Here is a 14,051-nt window from a genome sequence, read left to right on the forward strand (position 1 = left end):
ATGATGTCGAAGGAAAAGACATGTCGATCACGCAGGAGCGCAAGGACGCGCTCGTCAAGGAACATGGCCGTGGCAACGGCGACACCGGCAGCCCCGAAGTGCAGATCGCGATCCTCACCGAGCGCATCGCGAACCTGACCGAGCACTTCAAGAGCCACGCGAAGGACAATCACTCGCGTCGCGGCCTGCTGATGCTCGTCAACAAGCGCCGCAGCCTGCTCGACTATCTCAAGAAGAAAGATCATTCGCGCTACGCGGAGATCATCGCGAAGCTCGGCATTCGCAAGTAACAAGGAACGGCCCCGTTCGCGGGGCCGTTTTGTTTATCGGGACAGGTGCAATCCGGCACCCCGCCCGACACAAACCCTCTCCGTTCGCCCTGAGCTTGTCGAAGGGCTGTACTTCTTCGGACGTAGAAAGAAGAACGGGGCTTCGACAGGCTCAGCCCGAACGGGTTGGGAGGGAATCGAAAGAGCCGCGATCGGCTCGATCTGATGCCCCGGGCGCATAGGGTGCCCGGTGAAAAGGAAAATACATGTTCAACGCCAAGAAAGTGGAAATCGAGTGGGGCGGACAGACCCTCACGCTCGAAACGGGCAAGGTTGCCCGTCAGGCCGACGGCGCGGTTATCGCGACGCTCGGCGAAACCGTGGTGCTGTGCGCCGTCACCGCCGCCAAGAAGGTCAAGGAAGGGCAGGACTTCTTCCCGCTGACCGTGCACTATCAGGAAAAGTTCAGCTCGGCCGGCCGGATCCCCGGCGGCTTCTTCAAGCGTGAGCGCGGCGCGACCGAAAAGGAAACGCTGGTCAGCCGCCTGATCGATCGCCCGATCCGCCCGCTGTTCCCCGAAGGTTTCTACAACGAAATCAACTGCATCTGTCAGGTGCTGTCGTATGACGGCGAGAATGAGCCGGACATCCTCGCGATGGTCGCGGCTTCTGCCGCGATGACGCTGTCGGGCGTGCCCTTCATGGGTCCGATCGGCGCGGCGCGCGTCGGTTACAAGGACGGCGAATATCAGCTCAACCCGACCGACGAGATGGTTGCCGAAGGCGATCTCGACCTCGTCGTCGCCGCCACCCACAACGCGGTGATGATGGTCGAATCGGAAGCCAAGGAGCTTTCCGAGGACGTCATGCTCGGCGCGGTGATGTTCGCGCACAAGGCGTCGCAGGACGTGATCGAAGCGATCATCAAGCTCGCCGAACAGGCCGCCAAGGAGCCGTGGGAACTCAGCGTTTCCGACGACAAGGACGCGATCAAGGCCGAGCTCAAGAAGCTGATCGGCGGCGATATCGAAGCGGCCTACAAGCTGACCGACAAGCAGGCCCGCCAGGTCGCGCTCGCCGATGCGCGCGCCAAGGCCAAGGAAGCGATGGCCGACAAGGAGCCGCAGGAGCAGCTCGTCGCGTCGAAGCTGGTCAAGAAGCTCGAGGCGGAAATCGTCCGCACCGCGATCCTCAAGGAAGGTCGCCGTATCGACGGCCGCAAGACCGATCAGGTCCGCCCGATCGAAAGCGAAGTCCACTTCCTGCCGCGCGCGCATGGTTCGGCGCTGTTCACCCGCGGCGAAACCCAGACGATCGCGACGACGACGCTGGGCACCAAGGACAGCGAGCAGATGATCGACGGCCTGGGCGGCCTCAGCTATCAGCACTTCATGCTGCACTATAACTTCCCGCCCTATTCGGTCGGTGAAGTCGGCCGCTTCGGTGCCCCCGGGCGTCGCGAAGTCGGTCACGGCAAGCTGGCATGGCGCGCGCTGCACCCGGTGCTGCCGAGCCATGACGAATTCCCGTACACGATCCGCGTCACCAGCGACATCACCGAGTCGAACGGCTCGTCGTCGATGGCGACGGTGTGCGGCGGTTCGCTGTCGATGATGGACGCGGGCGTGCCGCTCAAGCGTCCGGTGTCGGGCATCGCGATGGGCCTGATCCTCGAAGGCGAGGAATTCGCGGTTCTTTCGGACATCCTGGGCGACGAGGATCACCTCGGCGACATGGACTTCAAGGTCGCGGGCACCAGCGAAGGCATCACCAGCCTTCAGATGGACATCAAGATCGCCGGCATCACCGAAGAGATCATGAAGACTGCGCTCAAGCAGGCACATGCCGGCCGCGCGCACATCCTCGGCGAAATGGCCAAGGCGCTGGGCGAAACCCGCACCGAGCTGTCGGCGCACGCGCCGCGTATCGAAACGATGCAGATCGACAAGACCAAGATCCGCGACGTCATCGGCACGGGCGGCAAGGTGATCCGCGAGATCGTCGCCACCACCGGCGCCAAGGTCGATATCGACGACGAAGGCGTGATCAAGATCAGCTCGTCGGACCTCGACCAGATCGAAGCCGCGAAGAAGTGGATCGAAGGCATTGTCGAGGAAGCCGAAGTCGGCAAGATCTACAACGGCAAGGTCGTCAATCTCGTCGATTTCGGTGCGTTCGTGAATTTCATGGGCGGCAAGGACGGTCTCGTCCATGTTTCCGAAATCAAGAACGAGCGTGTCGAGAAGGTGTCCGACGTCCTGTCCGAAGGGCAGGAAGTGAAGGTCAAGGTTCTCGAGATCGACCAGCGCGGCAAGGTCCGCCTGTCGATGCGCGTCGTCGATCAGGAAACCGGCGAGGAGCTGGAAGACACCCGCCCGCCGCGCGAACCGCGCGGTGACAAGGGCGAGCGCGGCGATCGTCGTCGTGACGGTGGTCGTGGCGGTCGTGGCGGCGGTGGTGGCCGCGGCGGCGATCGTGGCCCGCGTCGCGAAAAGAGCGAGTCCAGGGACAAGGATGACGGCGCCGACATTGGTCTGCCTTCCTTCATCACCGAGGACTGATCGACGCGCTGGATCAGCGCGATGGAAAGAAGAGAGGGTCGGAGTGTTCCGGCCCTCTTTTCGTTTGAATTTCCGATGGATATACCGGCTTCGAACCGGGGTCGTCCCGAGGTTCCCTCTTTCCGGGAAAGACGCGTTTTCATGGCGGAGCAGACTTCAGTCGAAACCGGGCGCTGGCTCGAACGGCTGCCGATCGCCCGCGATCGCCCGGCGCTCGCCGTTGCGGCGATGCTGGCCATCTGCGTGGTTGCGCTGGCAGTGCGCTTCGCCGCCGACCCGTGGCTCACATCGGGGTTTCCCTATGTGACCTTCTTTCCCGCCGTCATCATCTCGTCCTTCCTGTTCGGCGTGCGGATCGGCGGCGCCGCGGGCGTGATCTGCGGCATGCTCAGCTGGTATTTCTTCATCGGCGAGCGTGATGCCTTCACCGTCAATCTCACTGCGATGATCGCGCTCGGCTTCTATTGCGTGGTCGTCGGCACCGATATCGTCATCATTCACTGGCTGCAGCGCGCCAACGGCCATCTGGCGCGCGAGCGCGAGGTCAGCCGCGCGCTCGCCCATACCCGTGAATTGCTGTTCCGCGAGTTGCAGCATCGCGTGTCGAACAATCTGCAGGTCGCCGCGGGGCTGCTTACGCTGCAGAAGCGCGGCGTGGCGGACGAGGGCGCGCGCCATGCGCTCGACGAAGCCTCGCGTCGGCTCGCGCTGATCGGGCGGATCAGCCGCCAGCTCTACAATGCCGAGGGTGCGACTCGGACGATGCGCGAATTTCTCGAGCCGCTCTGCGCCGATGTCGTCGATGCCAGCGGGCGCAAGGGGATTCGCTGCACGGTCAACGCCGCCGCCGACGCCCTGCTGGCGCCCGACGCGGCGATTCCGCTCGCGCTGATCGTCGCCGAAGCGGTCGCCAACGCGATCGAACATGGCTTTGCCGGTCGGGACGAGGGATCGATCGATGTCGAACTGGTCCGCGAAGGCGAGCAGCTTGTGCGGCTGGAAGTGCGCGACGACGGCCACGGCCTTCCCGAAGGGTTCGACATCGAGGCAAGCGGCAGCCTGGGGCTGCGTATTGCCGCGATGCTGGCACGGCAGCTGAACGGAAGCTTCGAACTGATCGGCGGCGATGGTGCTACGGCGCGGTTGCGACTGCCGGCATGATCGAATCGAAAAATCGTGGCGCACGTGGCGGTTAAGCGGTAACCTGACGCTTCAACAGCTAAGAGTCTGCGTAATGGCCGCACCGACCAACGCCGAACTTGCGCTCGATCATGCGATGATCGACTGCTTTGCCCGCGACCTTTCCCGGCTGATCGAAACCGAGGCCCCGCCGGCGAAGCTTGCCGAAGCGCTTTCGCGGCTCGCCAAGACGGTGGCCGACCATCTCGATCGCGAGGATGCGACCATCTACGACCTGGCGATGCGCGCCACGCCGGGCATGGCAGCGGGCAGCGTCGAGCGTGTGCAGCGCGAATTCGAAACGCTGAAGGATAATTGGGGGCGCTATCTGCGCGTCTGGACCGCGACGGAAATCGCCGAGGATCGCGACGGTTTCGTCCGCGCGACGCGCGCAATGCTGCCGCGGCTGCGCGACAGGGTGCGGCTCGAAGGCGAATTGCTCGTGGCGATCAGCCTGCAACAGGGCGGCGCGCGCTCGGGCGAAGCTGCCTGAACGGCACCGGATTTCGCGACGCGGGGAAAGTGGGAGGCTTCTGTTGCCCGGTGCCTCCCGTACCGCTGGATTCCGCTTCTGTTGCCCGGTGCGGTCCAACCGCGCATTTTAGAGTAACCTTTGGCCGTTAGGCCGTGGGGTTACGCCGCAATAGCGAGTGCTTCGTTATCGTTGGCACTTGTGTAAATGGGCCGTTGCGGTGGTCCCATTCCGAGCGAAAACAGCGCTTTTCAACACACGTCGATCCTGGTTCGGCCCCGTCAGAAACGGTGTCCAGATACACCACCATTTATGGTGGAGCCGCCGGGTACTGCCCCCGGGTCCGCTGCGTCTATTGCACGCCACAGTTTATCGCCATAGTCGGCCGAAACCGACGCCTTCCAATATAGGCTTGATTCCCTAAATGAAAAGTGGTGCCGCGCCATGACGGCGCCACATTGAACTGGCATGAGACTGGCATGTTGACTCAGCGTTCCCGATACGCCCTCCGCGCGATGCTGTTCCTGGCGCAGCAGCCCGCCGGCGGGCGCCCCATCCCGATGACGCGTATCGCGGCCGAAGCGAATGTGCCGCGCAAGTTTCTCGAACTCATCCTCGCCGATCTGCGCGAATCCGGGTTGCTGCACAGCCATCGCGGCAAGATGGGCGGCTATTGCCTGTCGCGCCCGACGCATCTGATTTCGCTGGGGGAGATCATTCGCGTGATCGAAGGGCCGCTGGCGCTGGTTCCGTGCGTTTCGCGCACTGCCTATCGCTCGTGCAAGGATTGCAAGGACGAAGCGACCTGCGCGATCCGCGCGGCGATGGCCCGCGTGCGCGACGAAACCGCACGGATTCTGGACGGCACCAGCCTGTCGGACGCCAATGCCGAGGACCTGGAGGCGGCCTGAGGGGGCTACCCAATTCCTCCCCCGGAGGGGGAGGGGGACCGCGAAGCGGTGGAGGGGTATTGGCCGTAGTCGCGACGCGTGTGGAAACTACCCCTCCGTCAGCCTTTCAGGCTGCCACCTCCCCCTCCGGGGGAGGAATCTTCGTTCTAAATCCCCATCGCCATTTCGCACCTATCGAGTGTTTCCGCGCCGATCGTCACTTGCTCGCGCCGCACGACCGTGAACCCCATCGCCGCAAAGGCGGGCTCCGCCATCAGGCTGGCATGCACCCATAGCCGCGATACGCCCTGCCGCCGCGCTTCTTGCGCCACCGCATCGAACATCCGGCGGAACAGCCCCATCCCGCGCGCAGCGGGCGCGATATAGGCGAAGTCGATATAGCCGCCGCCCGCCAGAGTCATGAAGCCGAGAAGGCGTCCCGCGGTGTCCTCAGCCAGTACCGCATGCTGCGGGCGCAGCCGCGCGTCCCATTCCGCGCCCTTGCGCAGTTCGGGCACCCAGGCGGCGCGCTGGCCCTCGCTATAGGGGCTGGGGCCGGTGCGGACCGCGTCGAACATCAGCGCGCCCAGCGCTTCGAAATCCTCCGGCCCGCCGATACGCAGCGTGATTGCGTCAGCCGTCACTGCCGCCCCGTTTCGCGCGAAGCTCGTCGCGAATCTCGCGCAGCAGCACGACATCGGTCGGCTCGGCGGCGGCGACTTCGGGCTTTTCCTCCTCGAATGCTTCCATCATCCGGTTCACCGAACGGACGAACAGGAAGATGATGAAGGCAAGGATCAGGAAGTTGATCATCACAGTGACGAACTCGCCATAGCCGAGGATCGGCACGCCCGCTTCCTTGAGTGCGGCATAGTTGGTGAGCGACCCGTCATAGCCTTCGGGTACGGGGCCGAGCTGGATGAAATAGCTCGAAAAATCGAACCCGCCGAAGATCCAGCCGACCACCGGCATGATGACATCGTCGGTCAGCGACTTGGTGATGGTGGCGAATGCGCCGCCGATGATCACGCCGACGGCGAGATCCATCACGTTGCCGCGCATCACGAATTTGCGGAATTCCTTGAGCATGCTGGTTTCCCTCTCGAAACGACGGCTTTCGTCCTTATCTCAGCTGTCGTAGAAGGGCGATACACGCTTTTTGGAGGGATCGATGAAGATACGCGCTGCACTCGTGCTGATGTCGGCGGTGCTGCTTTCCGCCTGCGGGCTCAACAGCGTTCCGACCGCCGAGGAAAATGCCAAGGCGCGCTGGGCGGATGTTCAGGCCGCTTATCAGCGGCGTGCTGATCTGGTTCCCAATCTGGTCGCGACGGTGAAGGGCGCGGCACAATCGGAAGGCGAAATCCTCACCGAAGTGACGCAGGCACGCGCGAGCGCTTCCTCGGTGCAGCTGAGCGGCGACGATCTGACCGACCCCGCCAAGGTGGAGCAGTTCCAGGCGGCACAGAGCCGGCTCGGCGGCTCGCTCAGCCGGCTGCTGGTGACGGTCGAGAAATATCCCGAGCTGCGGAGCCAGGGCCGTTTCGCCGACCTGCAGGAACAGCTCGAAGGCACCGAGAACCGGATCAACATCGCGATCCGCGATTACAATACGGCGGTGCAGGAATATAACACGACGATCCGCACCTTCCCCTCGGCGATCGGCGCCAAGGTCTTTTACGGCGCCGAACCGATGACGCCGTTCCAGGCCGAGGCGGGATCGGACGTCGCGCCGACGGTCGATTTCGGCAACTGATCCGCGGCGGGTGCCGCGGCGGAGGCGCGAAATGCCTGTCCTACACAGGGGCGAATATGCGAAGGGAGACGGCATGACGCGCGCACGCCTCCTTTCGCCTCGCCTCCGTGCGGGCGCATCGGAGGGAGATGGAGGGGGGACGTGGTGTCTCTTTTGTCTCCTTTCGCCGGTTTCGGCGATGGTGACAGGGGCATTGCTCCTCGCCGCCTGCGCCTCGGCAAGCGATTGCGAGCAGGGGCGCTGCGCCACGCCGGAAGGCCAGGCCGATATCGCCCGCGCCCAGGCCGCCGGACCCTATGATTTTCCGGCGCTCACAGGACGCGTGGTCGATGCGGCCGACCTGCTCGACGCGGTGCAGGAGGCTCGGCTCACAGCCGATTCGGCGGCGCTGGAGCGCGAGACGGGACATCAGTTCGTGATCGTGACGGTGCCTTCGCTCGGCGCCCATGCAATCGAGGATTACGGCATCGCGCTCGGCAACCAATGGGGCATCGGCCGCGCAAAGGAAGACGATGGCGTGTTGCTGATCGTCGCGCCCAATGAGCGCAAGGTGCGGATCGAGGTCGGCTGCGGTCTCGAAGAAACGCTGACCGACGAAGAGGCTGCCGACATCATGGCGCAGCACATCCTGCCCGCCTTTCGCGAAGGCGATTTTCCCGCCGGTATCGCGGCGGGCGCGGCGTCAATCGAAACGGAGATCGGACCCGAAACGTGAAACGGCTGACCCTCTTGTTCGCAGCCGCGCTGATGCTGCTTATCGGCACGCAATCGGCGCTGGCGCAGAATTTCCCCAAGCTCAGCGGCCGGGTGGTCGATGCGGCGAACCTGCTCTCGCCCGAGCAGGAGGCGCAGCTCAGCCAGATGTCGGCGCAGGTCGAGGCGGCGAGTTCGCGGCAATTCGTGGTCGCCACCATTCCCGATCTTCAGGATTATCCGATCGAGGACTATGGCTATCGGCTCGGCCGCGAATGGGGAATCGGACAGGAAGGCGCGAATAACGGCATATTGCTGATCGTCGCCCCCAATGAGCGCAAGGTGCGGATCGAAGTCGGCTACGGCCTCGAACCGATCATGACCGACGCGCTGTCGAACCGGATCATCCGCAACGAAATTCTCCCGCGCTTCCGCGACGGCGACATGGCGGGCGGGATCATGGCGGGCGCCGGTGCGATCGCCGAACAGATGCAATTGCCGCTCGAAGCCGCCGAACAGCGCGCGCTCGAAGCGCAGGAAGCCGAACAGAGCGATGGCGGCAATCCAGTCGCGGCGCTGTTCATCGCCTTCTGGATCCTCGTCATCCTGTTCATCCTCTTCGCGGCGATCGGTGGCGGTCGCGGCGGCGGGGGAGGCGGCGGCGGTGGCCGTCGGCGCTATCGCGGCGGGCTCGGCCCCGTCATCATCTGGGGCGGCATGGGCGGCCATCATCACGGCTCGGGCTGGGGCGGCGGTTCGTCGGGCGGCTTCGGTGGATTTGGCGGCGGCGGGTTCGGCGGCGGCGGCGGGTCGTTCGGCGGCGGCGGCGCATCGGGGAGCTGGTAGGATGGCAGGCTGGAAACTCGACGCCGAAGGGCATGCGCGCGTCACTGCCGCAGCGGCGGAGGCGGAGCGCGGGACGAATGGCGAGATCGTCACGATCCTGTCCGATCAGTCGGACAGCTATCGCGACGTCGCGCTTCATTATGCGGTCGCGGCGATGCTGCTGGTCGGCGGGCTGTGCGGGCTTTTGCCCGCGATCCCCGAATGGCTGGTGACGCTCGGGCATGGCGGCTGGATCGATGCCGTCGCGCCGGGGCTGCTGATCTTCGTCACGATGCTGTTGCAGGTCGTGGCGTTCCTGCTGGTGCGCTACGGGCTCGAATATCGCCCGCTGCGGATGGCGCTGACGCCCAAGGCGACCAAGTCGCGCCGGGTGCAGCGCCGCGCGCTCGCGCTGTTCCGCGCGAGCGCCGAAAAGCGGACGGCGGCGCGCGAGGGCATTCTCCTCTATCTCTCGCTCGCCGAACATCGCGCCGAGATCATTGCCGACGAAGCGATCCACGGCGCCGTGCCGATGGAGCGCTGGGGCGACGCGATGGCGGCGCTGATCGACAAGGTGCGCGCGGGCGACGCGGCGGACGGCATGGCCGATGCGGTGGCGCAGATCGGTTCGATCCTTGCCGAACATCTGCCCAAGACCGACGACGACGAGAATGAACTCCCCGACCGGCTGATCCAGCTGTGACGACCACGCCCGATTTCGACGCCCCCGTCGAGACGATGTGGGAAGGCAAGTGGATCGTCGCCAAACGGCAGGGCCGCTGGGAATATGTCGGCCGGGCCCGGGGTATTCAGGCGGCGGTGATCCTCGCAATCGAGGACGGTCATGTCCTGCTGGTCGAGCAATATCGCGTGCCGCTGGGGCAGCGCTGCCTCGAACTCCCGGCCGGGCTGATCGGTGACGAGGATGAAGGCGATACGGCGCATTCGGCCGCGATTCGCGAGCTGGAGGAGGAAACCGGCTATCAGGCCGAGCGGATGGAAGTGCTGGGCAAGTTTTTCAGCTCCCCCGGCATGGTCAGCGAAGGCTTCACCCTGCTGCGCGCGCGCGGCCTGACGCGCATCGGCCCCGGCGGCGGCGTGGCGGGGGAGGACATCAAGGTCCACCGCGTCGCGCTGTCCGACATCGCCGATTTCGTCGCTGCCAAGCGCGATGCGGGCGTGGCGATGGATGTGAAGCTGTTGCTGCTGCTCGCGCAGGACTGGCTGGCCTAGCCGCCTTGCGCGCTCAGCCGGTCCCAATAGCCGCGCTGCATGCGGATCAGGCCGTCGCGGATCTCGAAAAAGCCGCAGCCGCGCAGGCCGCCGGGATCGCGCCATTCCATCGCGACCCAGTCGCCGTCCGACAGCCGGTTCTCGACAATGCAGCGCATGTCGGCGGCGGCGAATTCGGCGGCAAACATCGCGCGGATCGCCTCGCGGCCGGTTACGGGCTCAAGCGCGACCTGAAAATTGGTCGCGTCTTCGGCATAGAGCGCCGCCAGCGCATCGGCGTCGGCGGCATTGAACGCGGCGATCCAGCTATCGAGGACCGCGTCGGGGCTCACCGGAAATTGTCGGCGTAAGCCTGAAGCTTCAGCTTGCGAGTCGGCGCGGGGACGACATGGAAGGGGATGCCTTCGCGCTCGGCATAGGCCTTCGCCGCGTCGAGGCTCGGGAAGTTGAGGCGCAGCTGGTTGCGCGTGTCGCCCGAACCCGGCCAGCCGGTCAGCGGATCGGGGCGCTGCGGCTCGAGCGGGTCATATTCGAGCACCCACTGGTCGGTCCGGTAGCGGCCGGACTGCATGGCGTTTTTGGGACGCTGATAGATACGTGCGCTGTTCACTGGGCTGCCTCCATTGGCGCTTCCTTATCGTGTGCCGCCGCCTCTTGCATCGGCTTTTTTGGTGCGGAGCGTTGCATTGGCGCTCGCGGGATCGTCGGGCCAGGGGTGTTTGGGATAGCGGCCGCGCATTTCCTTCGCCACCGCCGCCCAGCTTCCCGACCAGAAGCCGGGCAGGTCGCGCGTCGTCTGGATCGGGCGACCGGCGGGAGACGTGAGGCTGAGGACGAGCGGCACGCGGTTGGCGCCGATCGCGGGATGTTCCGACAGGCCGAACAGCGATTGCACGCGCAATTCGACTCGCGGACCGCCTTCGGCGCCGTAATCGATCGCGTGGCTGGAGCCTGCGGGGGTTTCGAAGCGGGCAGGCGCAAGGCGGTCGATCGTCTGCATGCCGTCCCAACCGAGCAGGCCCTGCAAGGCTCCATGAAGCTGGTCGGCGGCAATCGCGTCGAGGCGGCGCTTGCCGGTGAGCAGCGGCGGCAACCATTCGTCGAGGCGGTCCGTTAGCGCCGCATCGCCGATCGGGTTCTCAGCCTCGCCGAAGGCGAAGGCCGCGCGGGTGCGCAGCGCGAGTGCCGAATCGCGCCAGGGGAGCAGCGACAGGCCGCCGCTGCGCACGCCCTTCAGCAAGGCCGCTTCGATCTCGGCTGCGTCGGCGGCCGAATCGGGGCCGCTCGACAGGCGAATCGCGCCGAGCCGGCGTTCGCGCAGTGCCTCGACTGCGCCGGTGGCGGCATTGAAGCGGACGGTCCGGCGGGTTTCGATGCGGTCGGCGAACAGGGTTTCGACGGTGGCGAAGTCGATCGGTGCGGCGGAAAGAATGCGCGCGCCCGATGCCATGCCCTGGGTTTCGGCGACCGCGAGCCATTCATGGCTGGCGAGTGACGAAGTCGGGTCGAGGCGGAAGCCGCGTCCGCCCGCCGAGGCCCAGCTTTCGCCGGTGGAATCGCGGCGGCGGGCGATGCGATCGGGGAAGGCGAGGGCGATGCAGGTGGCCAATCCTTGAGTCGCGCTTGTGGCACGTCCCTCGACTTCGCTCGGGACGAACGGGGGCTTTGTCCCGAGCCGGGCCCATCGTTCCGCCAGCTTCCTTGCGCTTTCCGCGCGCTTTCCGCGTTCGCTCCGCCAGCGGCGCAGGCGCAGGTCGAGGTCGGGGTCGTTGCCGCCGAGGCCGCGTTCGCCGAGCAGGACGGCGACCTGGGCGGCCGTGCGGGCGAGGCCCGTTTCGCTCGCGCGCACCAGCATGTGGCCGAGGCGCGGCGGGAGCGGCAGCCCGGCGATGGCGCGACCGTGATCGGTCGGGCGGCCATCGGCGTCGAGCGCTGCCAGCGTGGTCAGCCGGGCGCGGGCTTCGGCGATCGCGGCTTGCGGCGGCGAATCGAGCCATTGCAGTTCGCGCGGATCGGATACGCCCCACAGGGCGCAATCGAGCGTCAGCGCCGACAAGTCGGCCTCGAGGATTTCGGGCGTGTCGAAGCGGGGCAGTCCCGCCGTCGCGGCTTCTTCCCAGAGGCGATAGGCGACCCCCGGCCCCTGCCGTGCGGCGCGGCCGGCGCGCTGCGTCACCGATGCCTGGCTGGCGCGTTCGGTGACGAGCCGGGTCATCCCGGCGGCGCGATCATAGCGCGGGCGTCGGGCGAGGCCGCTGTCGACCACGACGCGGATACCGTCGAGCGTCAGCGAGGTTTCGGCGATGCTGGTCGCGAGCACGATCTTGCGGCGGCCCTCCGGGTCGGGGGCTATCGCGGCGCGCTGCGCGGCGGGATCGAGGCTGCCGTGCAGCTTGTGGAGGATGGTGCCGGGCGGCGGATCGAGCCGTTCGGCGGTGCGCTCGATCTCGCCGACGCCGGGGAGGAAGGCGAGGATGCCGCCCGCTTCCTCGCGGAGCGCCTGGCGGATCGCGGCGGCCATCGAGTCCTCGCTGCGCGCTTCGGCGTTGCGGCCGATATGGTGGAGCGTGAGCGGGTGGCTGCGGCCTTCGCTCTCGATGACCGGGGCGTTGCCCATCAGCACCGAGAAGCGCGCGCCGTCGAGCGTCGCCGACATCGGCACGATGCGCAGATCGGGGCGGAGCCCCGCCTGCGCGTCGAGCGCGAGTGCGAGTCCGAAATCGCTGTCGAGGCTGCGCTCATGGACTTCGTCGAACAGCACCGCCGAAACGCCCGCCAGTTCGGCATCGGCCTGGATGCGATTGACGAAAATCCCTTCGGTGAGGACCGTCACGCGCGTCGCCGCCGAGCGTTTGGTGTCCATCCGCGTGGCATAGCCGAAGGTTCTGCCGACCGGCTCGCCCGCCAGCGCCGCCATCCGCTCGGCCGCCGCGCGCGCGGCGAGGCGGCGCGGCGAGAGCAGCAGGATTTCGCCGGTGCACCAGCTTTCGTGCAGCAGCGCCGGGGCAACGGCGGTGGTCTTGCCCGCGCCCGGCGGCGCGACGAGCACGGCGCTGCTCCCCGCGCGCAGCGAATCGAGTAAGGCCGGAAGGACGGCGTGGATCGGCAGCGCGCTCATCGTCCTGCCCGTCCAAAGGAGACAAAAGAGACACCACGTCCCCCCTCCCTTTCCCGCTCCGGGAAGGGCGCCGCGTCAATCGGGAGGAGAAGAGTCGAGCAGCACAACATCGCGTTTCACGCACGCCATGACACAGAAGCGGTCCTGTAGGACAGCGGGGATTGGTTTTGTTTGGCGAGCAATTCCTCCCCTGGAAGGGGAGATGGCAGGCGAAGCCTGACGGAGGGGTAAGTTCCGGCAACGTCGCCGCTTGTGGCCAATACCCCTCCACCGCCTTCGGCGGTCCCAGTGGTGGGTCGTTCGTCGCCCCGCGACGAACTGAAATTGCCGGGGGCAATTTCACCCGCCACTCCCTTCGGGGGAGGAATTTGCGGTCATCGCAAATCGAGACCTTTCCGCAAATTTACATGGCACCGCTTGGCGCGGCGTGCGTTGCGGTCGGGAAGCTGATGAAGGAGTCGAGGATGGCCAAGCTGCTTGCCCATTTTTCCATCTCGCGCACCGGCGAGGATTATGTACTGATGCTCGAGGACGAGGATGGCGATACGTCCGAATTCGTCGCGAGCTACGACCAGCTCGATCTGATCACCGATGCGATCGCCGAAGAGCTGGAGCGCGACGATGACGATCTGCTGTCGGTTGAAGCGGATGAGGACGAGATCGACGAGTGAGGGGCCGGCGCTTCTCTCCCCTGAAGGGGAGAGAGGTTTCGGGGGCTGTCATGTCGTTGTTTGAAGAAAATGCGGCCATCCTCGCCGCGTTGAAAGCCGAGGGGCATGACCTGGCGCGGCCCCGCGCGGTCGATTTTTCGCACCTGTTCGACGATCGGGCATCGGCCGACACCTTTGCGCTTGCCGCGCAAGGTCAGGGCTTCTCGATGCGCGTGGAATCCTATGAGCCCGAGCCCGGTCGATGGGATGTGACGGCTTCGCGGGTGATGGAGCCGAGTTGCCGGAACATCACTGATGTCGAGGCACAATTGTCTGAATTTGCCGGGCGACATGGTGGATGCTCGGACGGCTGGGGCTTCTTCGACGCTTGAGTCTTTCGCTCCG

General features: G+C 65.9%; 17 protein-coding genes and 1 other RNA gene. 12 read left to right on the forward strand and 6 right to left on the reverse strand.

Annotated elements, in window-relative coordinates:
• Nucleotides 1–20 precede the first annotated feature (20 nt).
• The 4 genes from rpsO to G5C33_RS02780 all read left to right on the forward strand — a co-directional run bounded on the left by rpsO (nt 21) and on the right by G5C33_RS02780 (nt 4,502).
• Complete coding sequence (rpsO, locus tag G5C33_RS02765; protein ID WP_165325816.1) at nt 21–290, forward strand: 30S ribosomal protein S15; 270 nt, start codon at nt 21–23, stop codon at nt 288–290.
• Nucleotides 291–535: 245 nt separating this feature from the next.
• Entirely contained in the window at nt 536–2,830 is a 2,295-nt protein-coding gene (gene pnp / locus G5C33_RS02770) for a polyribonucleotide nucleotidyltransferase (RefSeq protein WP_165325817.1), read from the forward strand.
• A gap of 141 nt (nt 2,831–2,971) precedes the next feature.
• The gene (locus G5C33_RS02775) at nt 2,972–3,991 is read left to right on the forward strand and encodes a sensor histidine kinase (RefSeq protein ID WP_165325818.1); all 1,020 of its coding nucleotides are present in this window, start codon (nt 2,972–2,974) and stop codon (nt 3,989–3,991) included.
• Between the two features lie 73 nt (nt 3,992–4,064).
• Nucleotides 4,065–4,502, forward strand: coding sequence for a hemerythrin domain-containing protein (locus G5C33_RS02780; protein ID WP_165325819.1), 438 nt, complete (start codon nt 4,065–4,067; stop codon nt 4,500–4,502).
• A 67-nt stretch (nt 4,503–4,569) separates the two neighbouring features.
• On the opposite strand, the gene ssrA is transcribed toward G5C33_RS02780, so the two are convergent.
• Nucleotides 4,570–4,916, reverse strand: a transfer-messenger RNA (tmRNA) gene (gene ssrA / locus G5C33_RS02785).
• Nucleotides 4,917–4,960: 44 nt separating this feature from the next.
• Between ssrA and G5C33_RS02790 the strand changes: the two genes are divergently transcribed.
• On the forward strand, nt 4,961–5,392 hold the full coding sequence (locus G5C33_RS02790) for an RrF2 family transcriptional regulator (protein ID WP_165325820.1): 432 nt from the start codon (nt 4,961–4,963) through the stop codon (nt 5,390–5,392).
• A 146-nt stretch (nt 5,393–5,538) separates the two neighbouring features.
• On the opposite strand, the gene G5C33_RS02795 is transcribed toward G5C33_RS02790, so the two are convergent.
• Both G5C33_RS02795 and mscL read right to left on the reverse strand, forming a co-directional pair.
• The gene (locus tag G5C33_RS02795) at nt 5,539–6,015 is read right to left on the reverse strand and encodes a GNAT family N-acetyltransferase (RefSeq protein WP_165325821.1); all 477 of its coding nucleotides are present in this window, start codon (nt 6,013–6,015) and stop codon (nt 5,539–5,541) included.
• Nucleotides 6,005–6,460, reverse strand: a complete 456-nt coding sequence (gene mscL / locus G5C33_RS02800) for a large conductance mechanosensitive channel protein MscL (protein WP_165325822.1) — start codon at nt 6,458–6,460, stop codon at nt 6,005–6,007. Before mscL ends, G5C33_RS02795 begins: the two co-directional genes overlap by 11 nt.
• 82 nt (nt 6,461–6,542) lie before the next feature.
• Here mscL and G5C33_RS02805 point away from each other — a divergent pair, with 82 nt between their 5' ends.
• From G5C33_RS02805 to G5C33_RS02825, 5 genes are all read left to right on the forward strand, one after another.
• Nucleotides 6,543–7,127 (forward strand): LemA family protein, encoded by a 585-nt coding sequence (locus G5C33_RS02805; protein ID WP_165325823.1) that lies wholly within the window; start codon nt 6,543–6,545, stop codon nt 7,125–7,127.
• 178 nt (nt 7,128–7,305) lie between these two features.
• Complete coding sequence (locus G5C33_RS02810) at nt 7,306–7,842, forward strand: TPM domain-containing protein (RefSeq protein ID WP_165325824.1); 537 nt, start codon at nt 7,306–7,308, stop codon at nt 7,840–7,842.
• Nucleotides 7,843–7,874: 32 nt separating this feature from the next.
• On the forward strand, nt 7,875–8,666 hold the full coding sequence (locus G5C33_RS02815) for a TPM domain-containing protein (protein ID WP_165328673.1): 792 nt from the start codon (nt 7,875–7,877) through the stop codon (nt 8,664–8,666).
• A gap of 1 nt (nt 8,667) precedes the next feature.
• Entirely contained in the window at nt 8,668–9,348 is a 681-nt protein-coding gene (locus G5C33_RS02820) for a TPM domain-containing protein (RefSeq protein WP_165325825.1), read from the forward strand.
• Between the two features lie 35 nt (nt 9,349–9,383).
• The gene (locus G5C33_RS02825; protein WP_165328674.1) at nt 9,384–9,878 is read left to right on the forward strand and encodes an NUDIX hydrolase; all 495 of its coding nucleotides are present in this window, start codon (nt 9,384–9,386) and stop codon (nt 9,876–9,878) included.
• Here the strand turns inward: G5C33_RS02825 and G5C33_RS02830 are convergent.
• The 3 genes from G5C33_RS02830 to hrpB are packed head-to-tail and all read right to left on the reverse strand — an operon-like array spanning nt 9,875 to nt 12,996.
• Nucleotides 9,875–10,210: a nuclear transport factor 2 family protein gene (locus tag G5C33_RS02830; RefSeq protein ID WP_165325826.1), complete on the reverse strand. Its 336-nt coding sequence runs from the start codon at nt 10,208–10,210 to the stop codon at nt 9,875–9,877. The two genes, G5C33_RS02825 and G5C33_RS02830, sit on opposite strands and share 4 nt — an antisense overlap.
• Complete coding sequence (locus G5C33_RS02835; RefSeq protein WP_165325827.1) at nt 10,207–10,488, reverse strand: ETC complex I subunit; 282 nt, start codon at nt 10,486–10,488, stop codon at nt 10,207–10,209. The genes G5C33_RS02830 and G5C33_RS02835 overlap by 4 nt, the downstream gene beginning before the upstream one ends.
• 24 nt (nt 10,489–10,512) lie before the next feature.
• Nucleotides 10,513–12,996, reverse strand: a complete 2,484-nt coding sequence (gene hrpB / locus G5C33_RS02840; RefSeq protein WP_165325828.1) for an ATP-dependent helicase HrpB — start codon at nt 12,994–12,996, stop codon at nt 10,513–10,515.
• Between the two features lie 464 nt (nt 12,997–13,460).
• Between hrpB and G5C33_RS02845 the strand changes: the two genes are divergently transcribed.
• Both G5C33_RS02845 and G5C33_RS02850 read left to right on the forward strand, forming a co-directional pair.
• Nucleotides 13,461–13,667, forward strand: a complete 207-nt coding sequence (locus tag G5C33_RS02845; RefSeq protein WP_165325829.1) for a hypothetical protein — start codon at nt 13,461–13,463, stop codon at nt 13,665–13,667.
• Nucleotides 13,664–14,038: a ribonuclease E inhibitor RraB gene (locus tag G5C33_RS02850; RefSeq protein WP_165325830.1), complete on the forward strand. Its 375-nt coding sequence runs from the start codon at nt 13,664–13,666 to the stop codon at nt 14,036–14,038. Before G5C33_RS02845 ends, G5C33_RS02850 begins: the two co-directional genes overlap by 4 nt.
• The last annotated feature ends 13 nt before the right edge of the window (nt 14,039–14,051 follow it).

The organism is Sphingosinithalassobacter tenebrarum (assembly GCF_011057975.1).
GTDB lineage: Bacteria > Pseudomonadota > Alphaproteobacteria > Sphingomonadales > Sphingomonadaceae > Sphingomonas > Sphingomonas tenebrarum.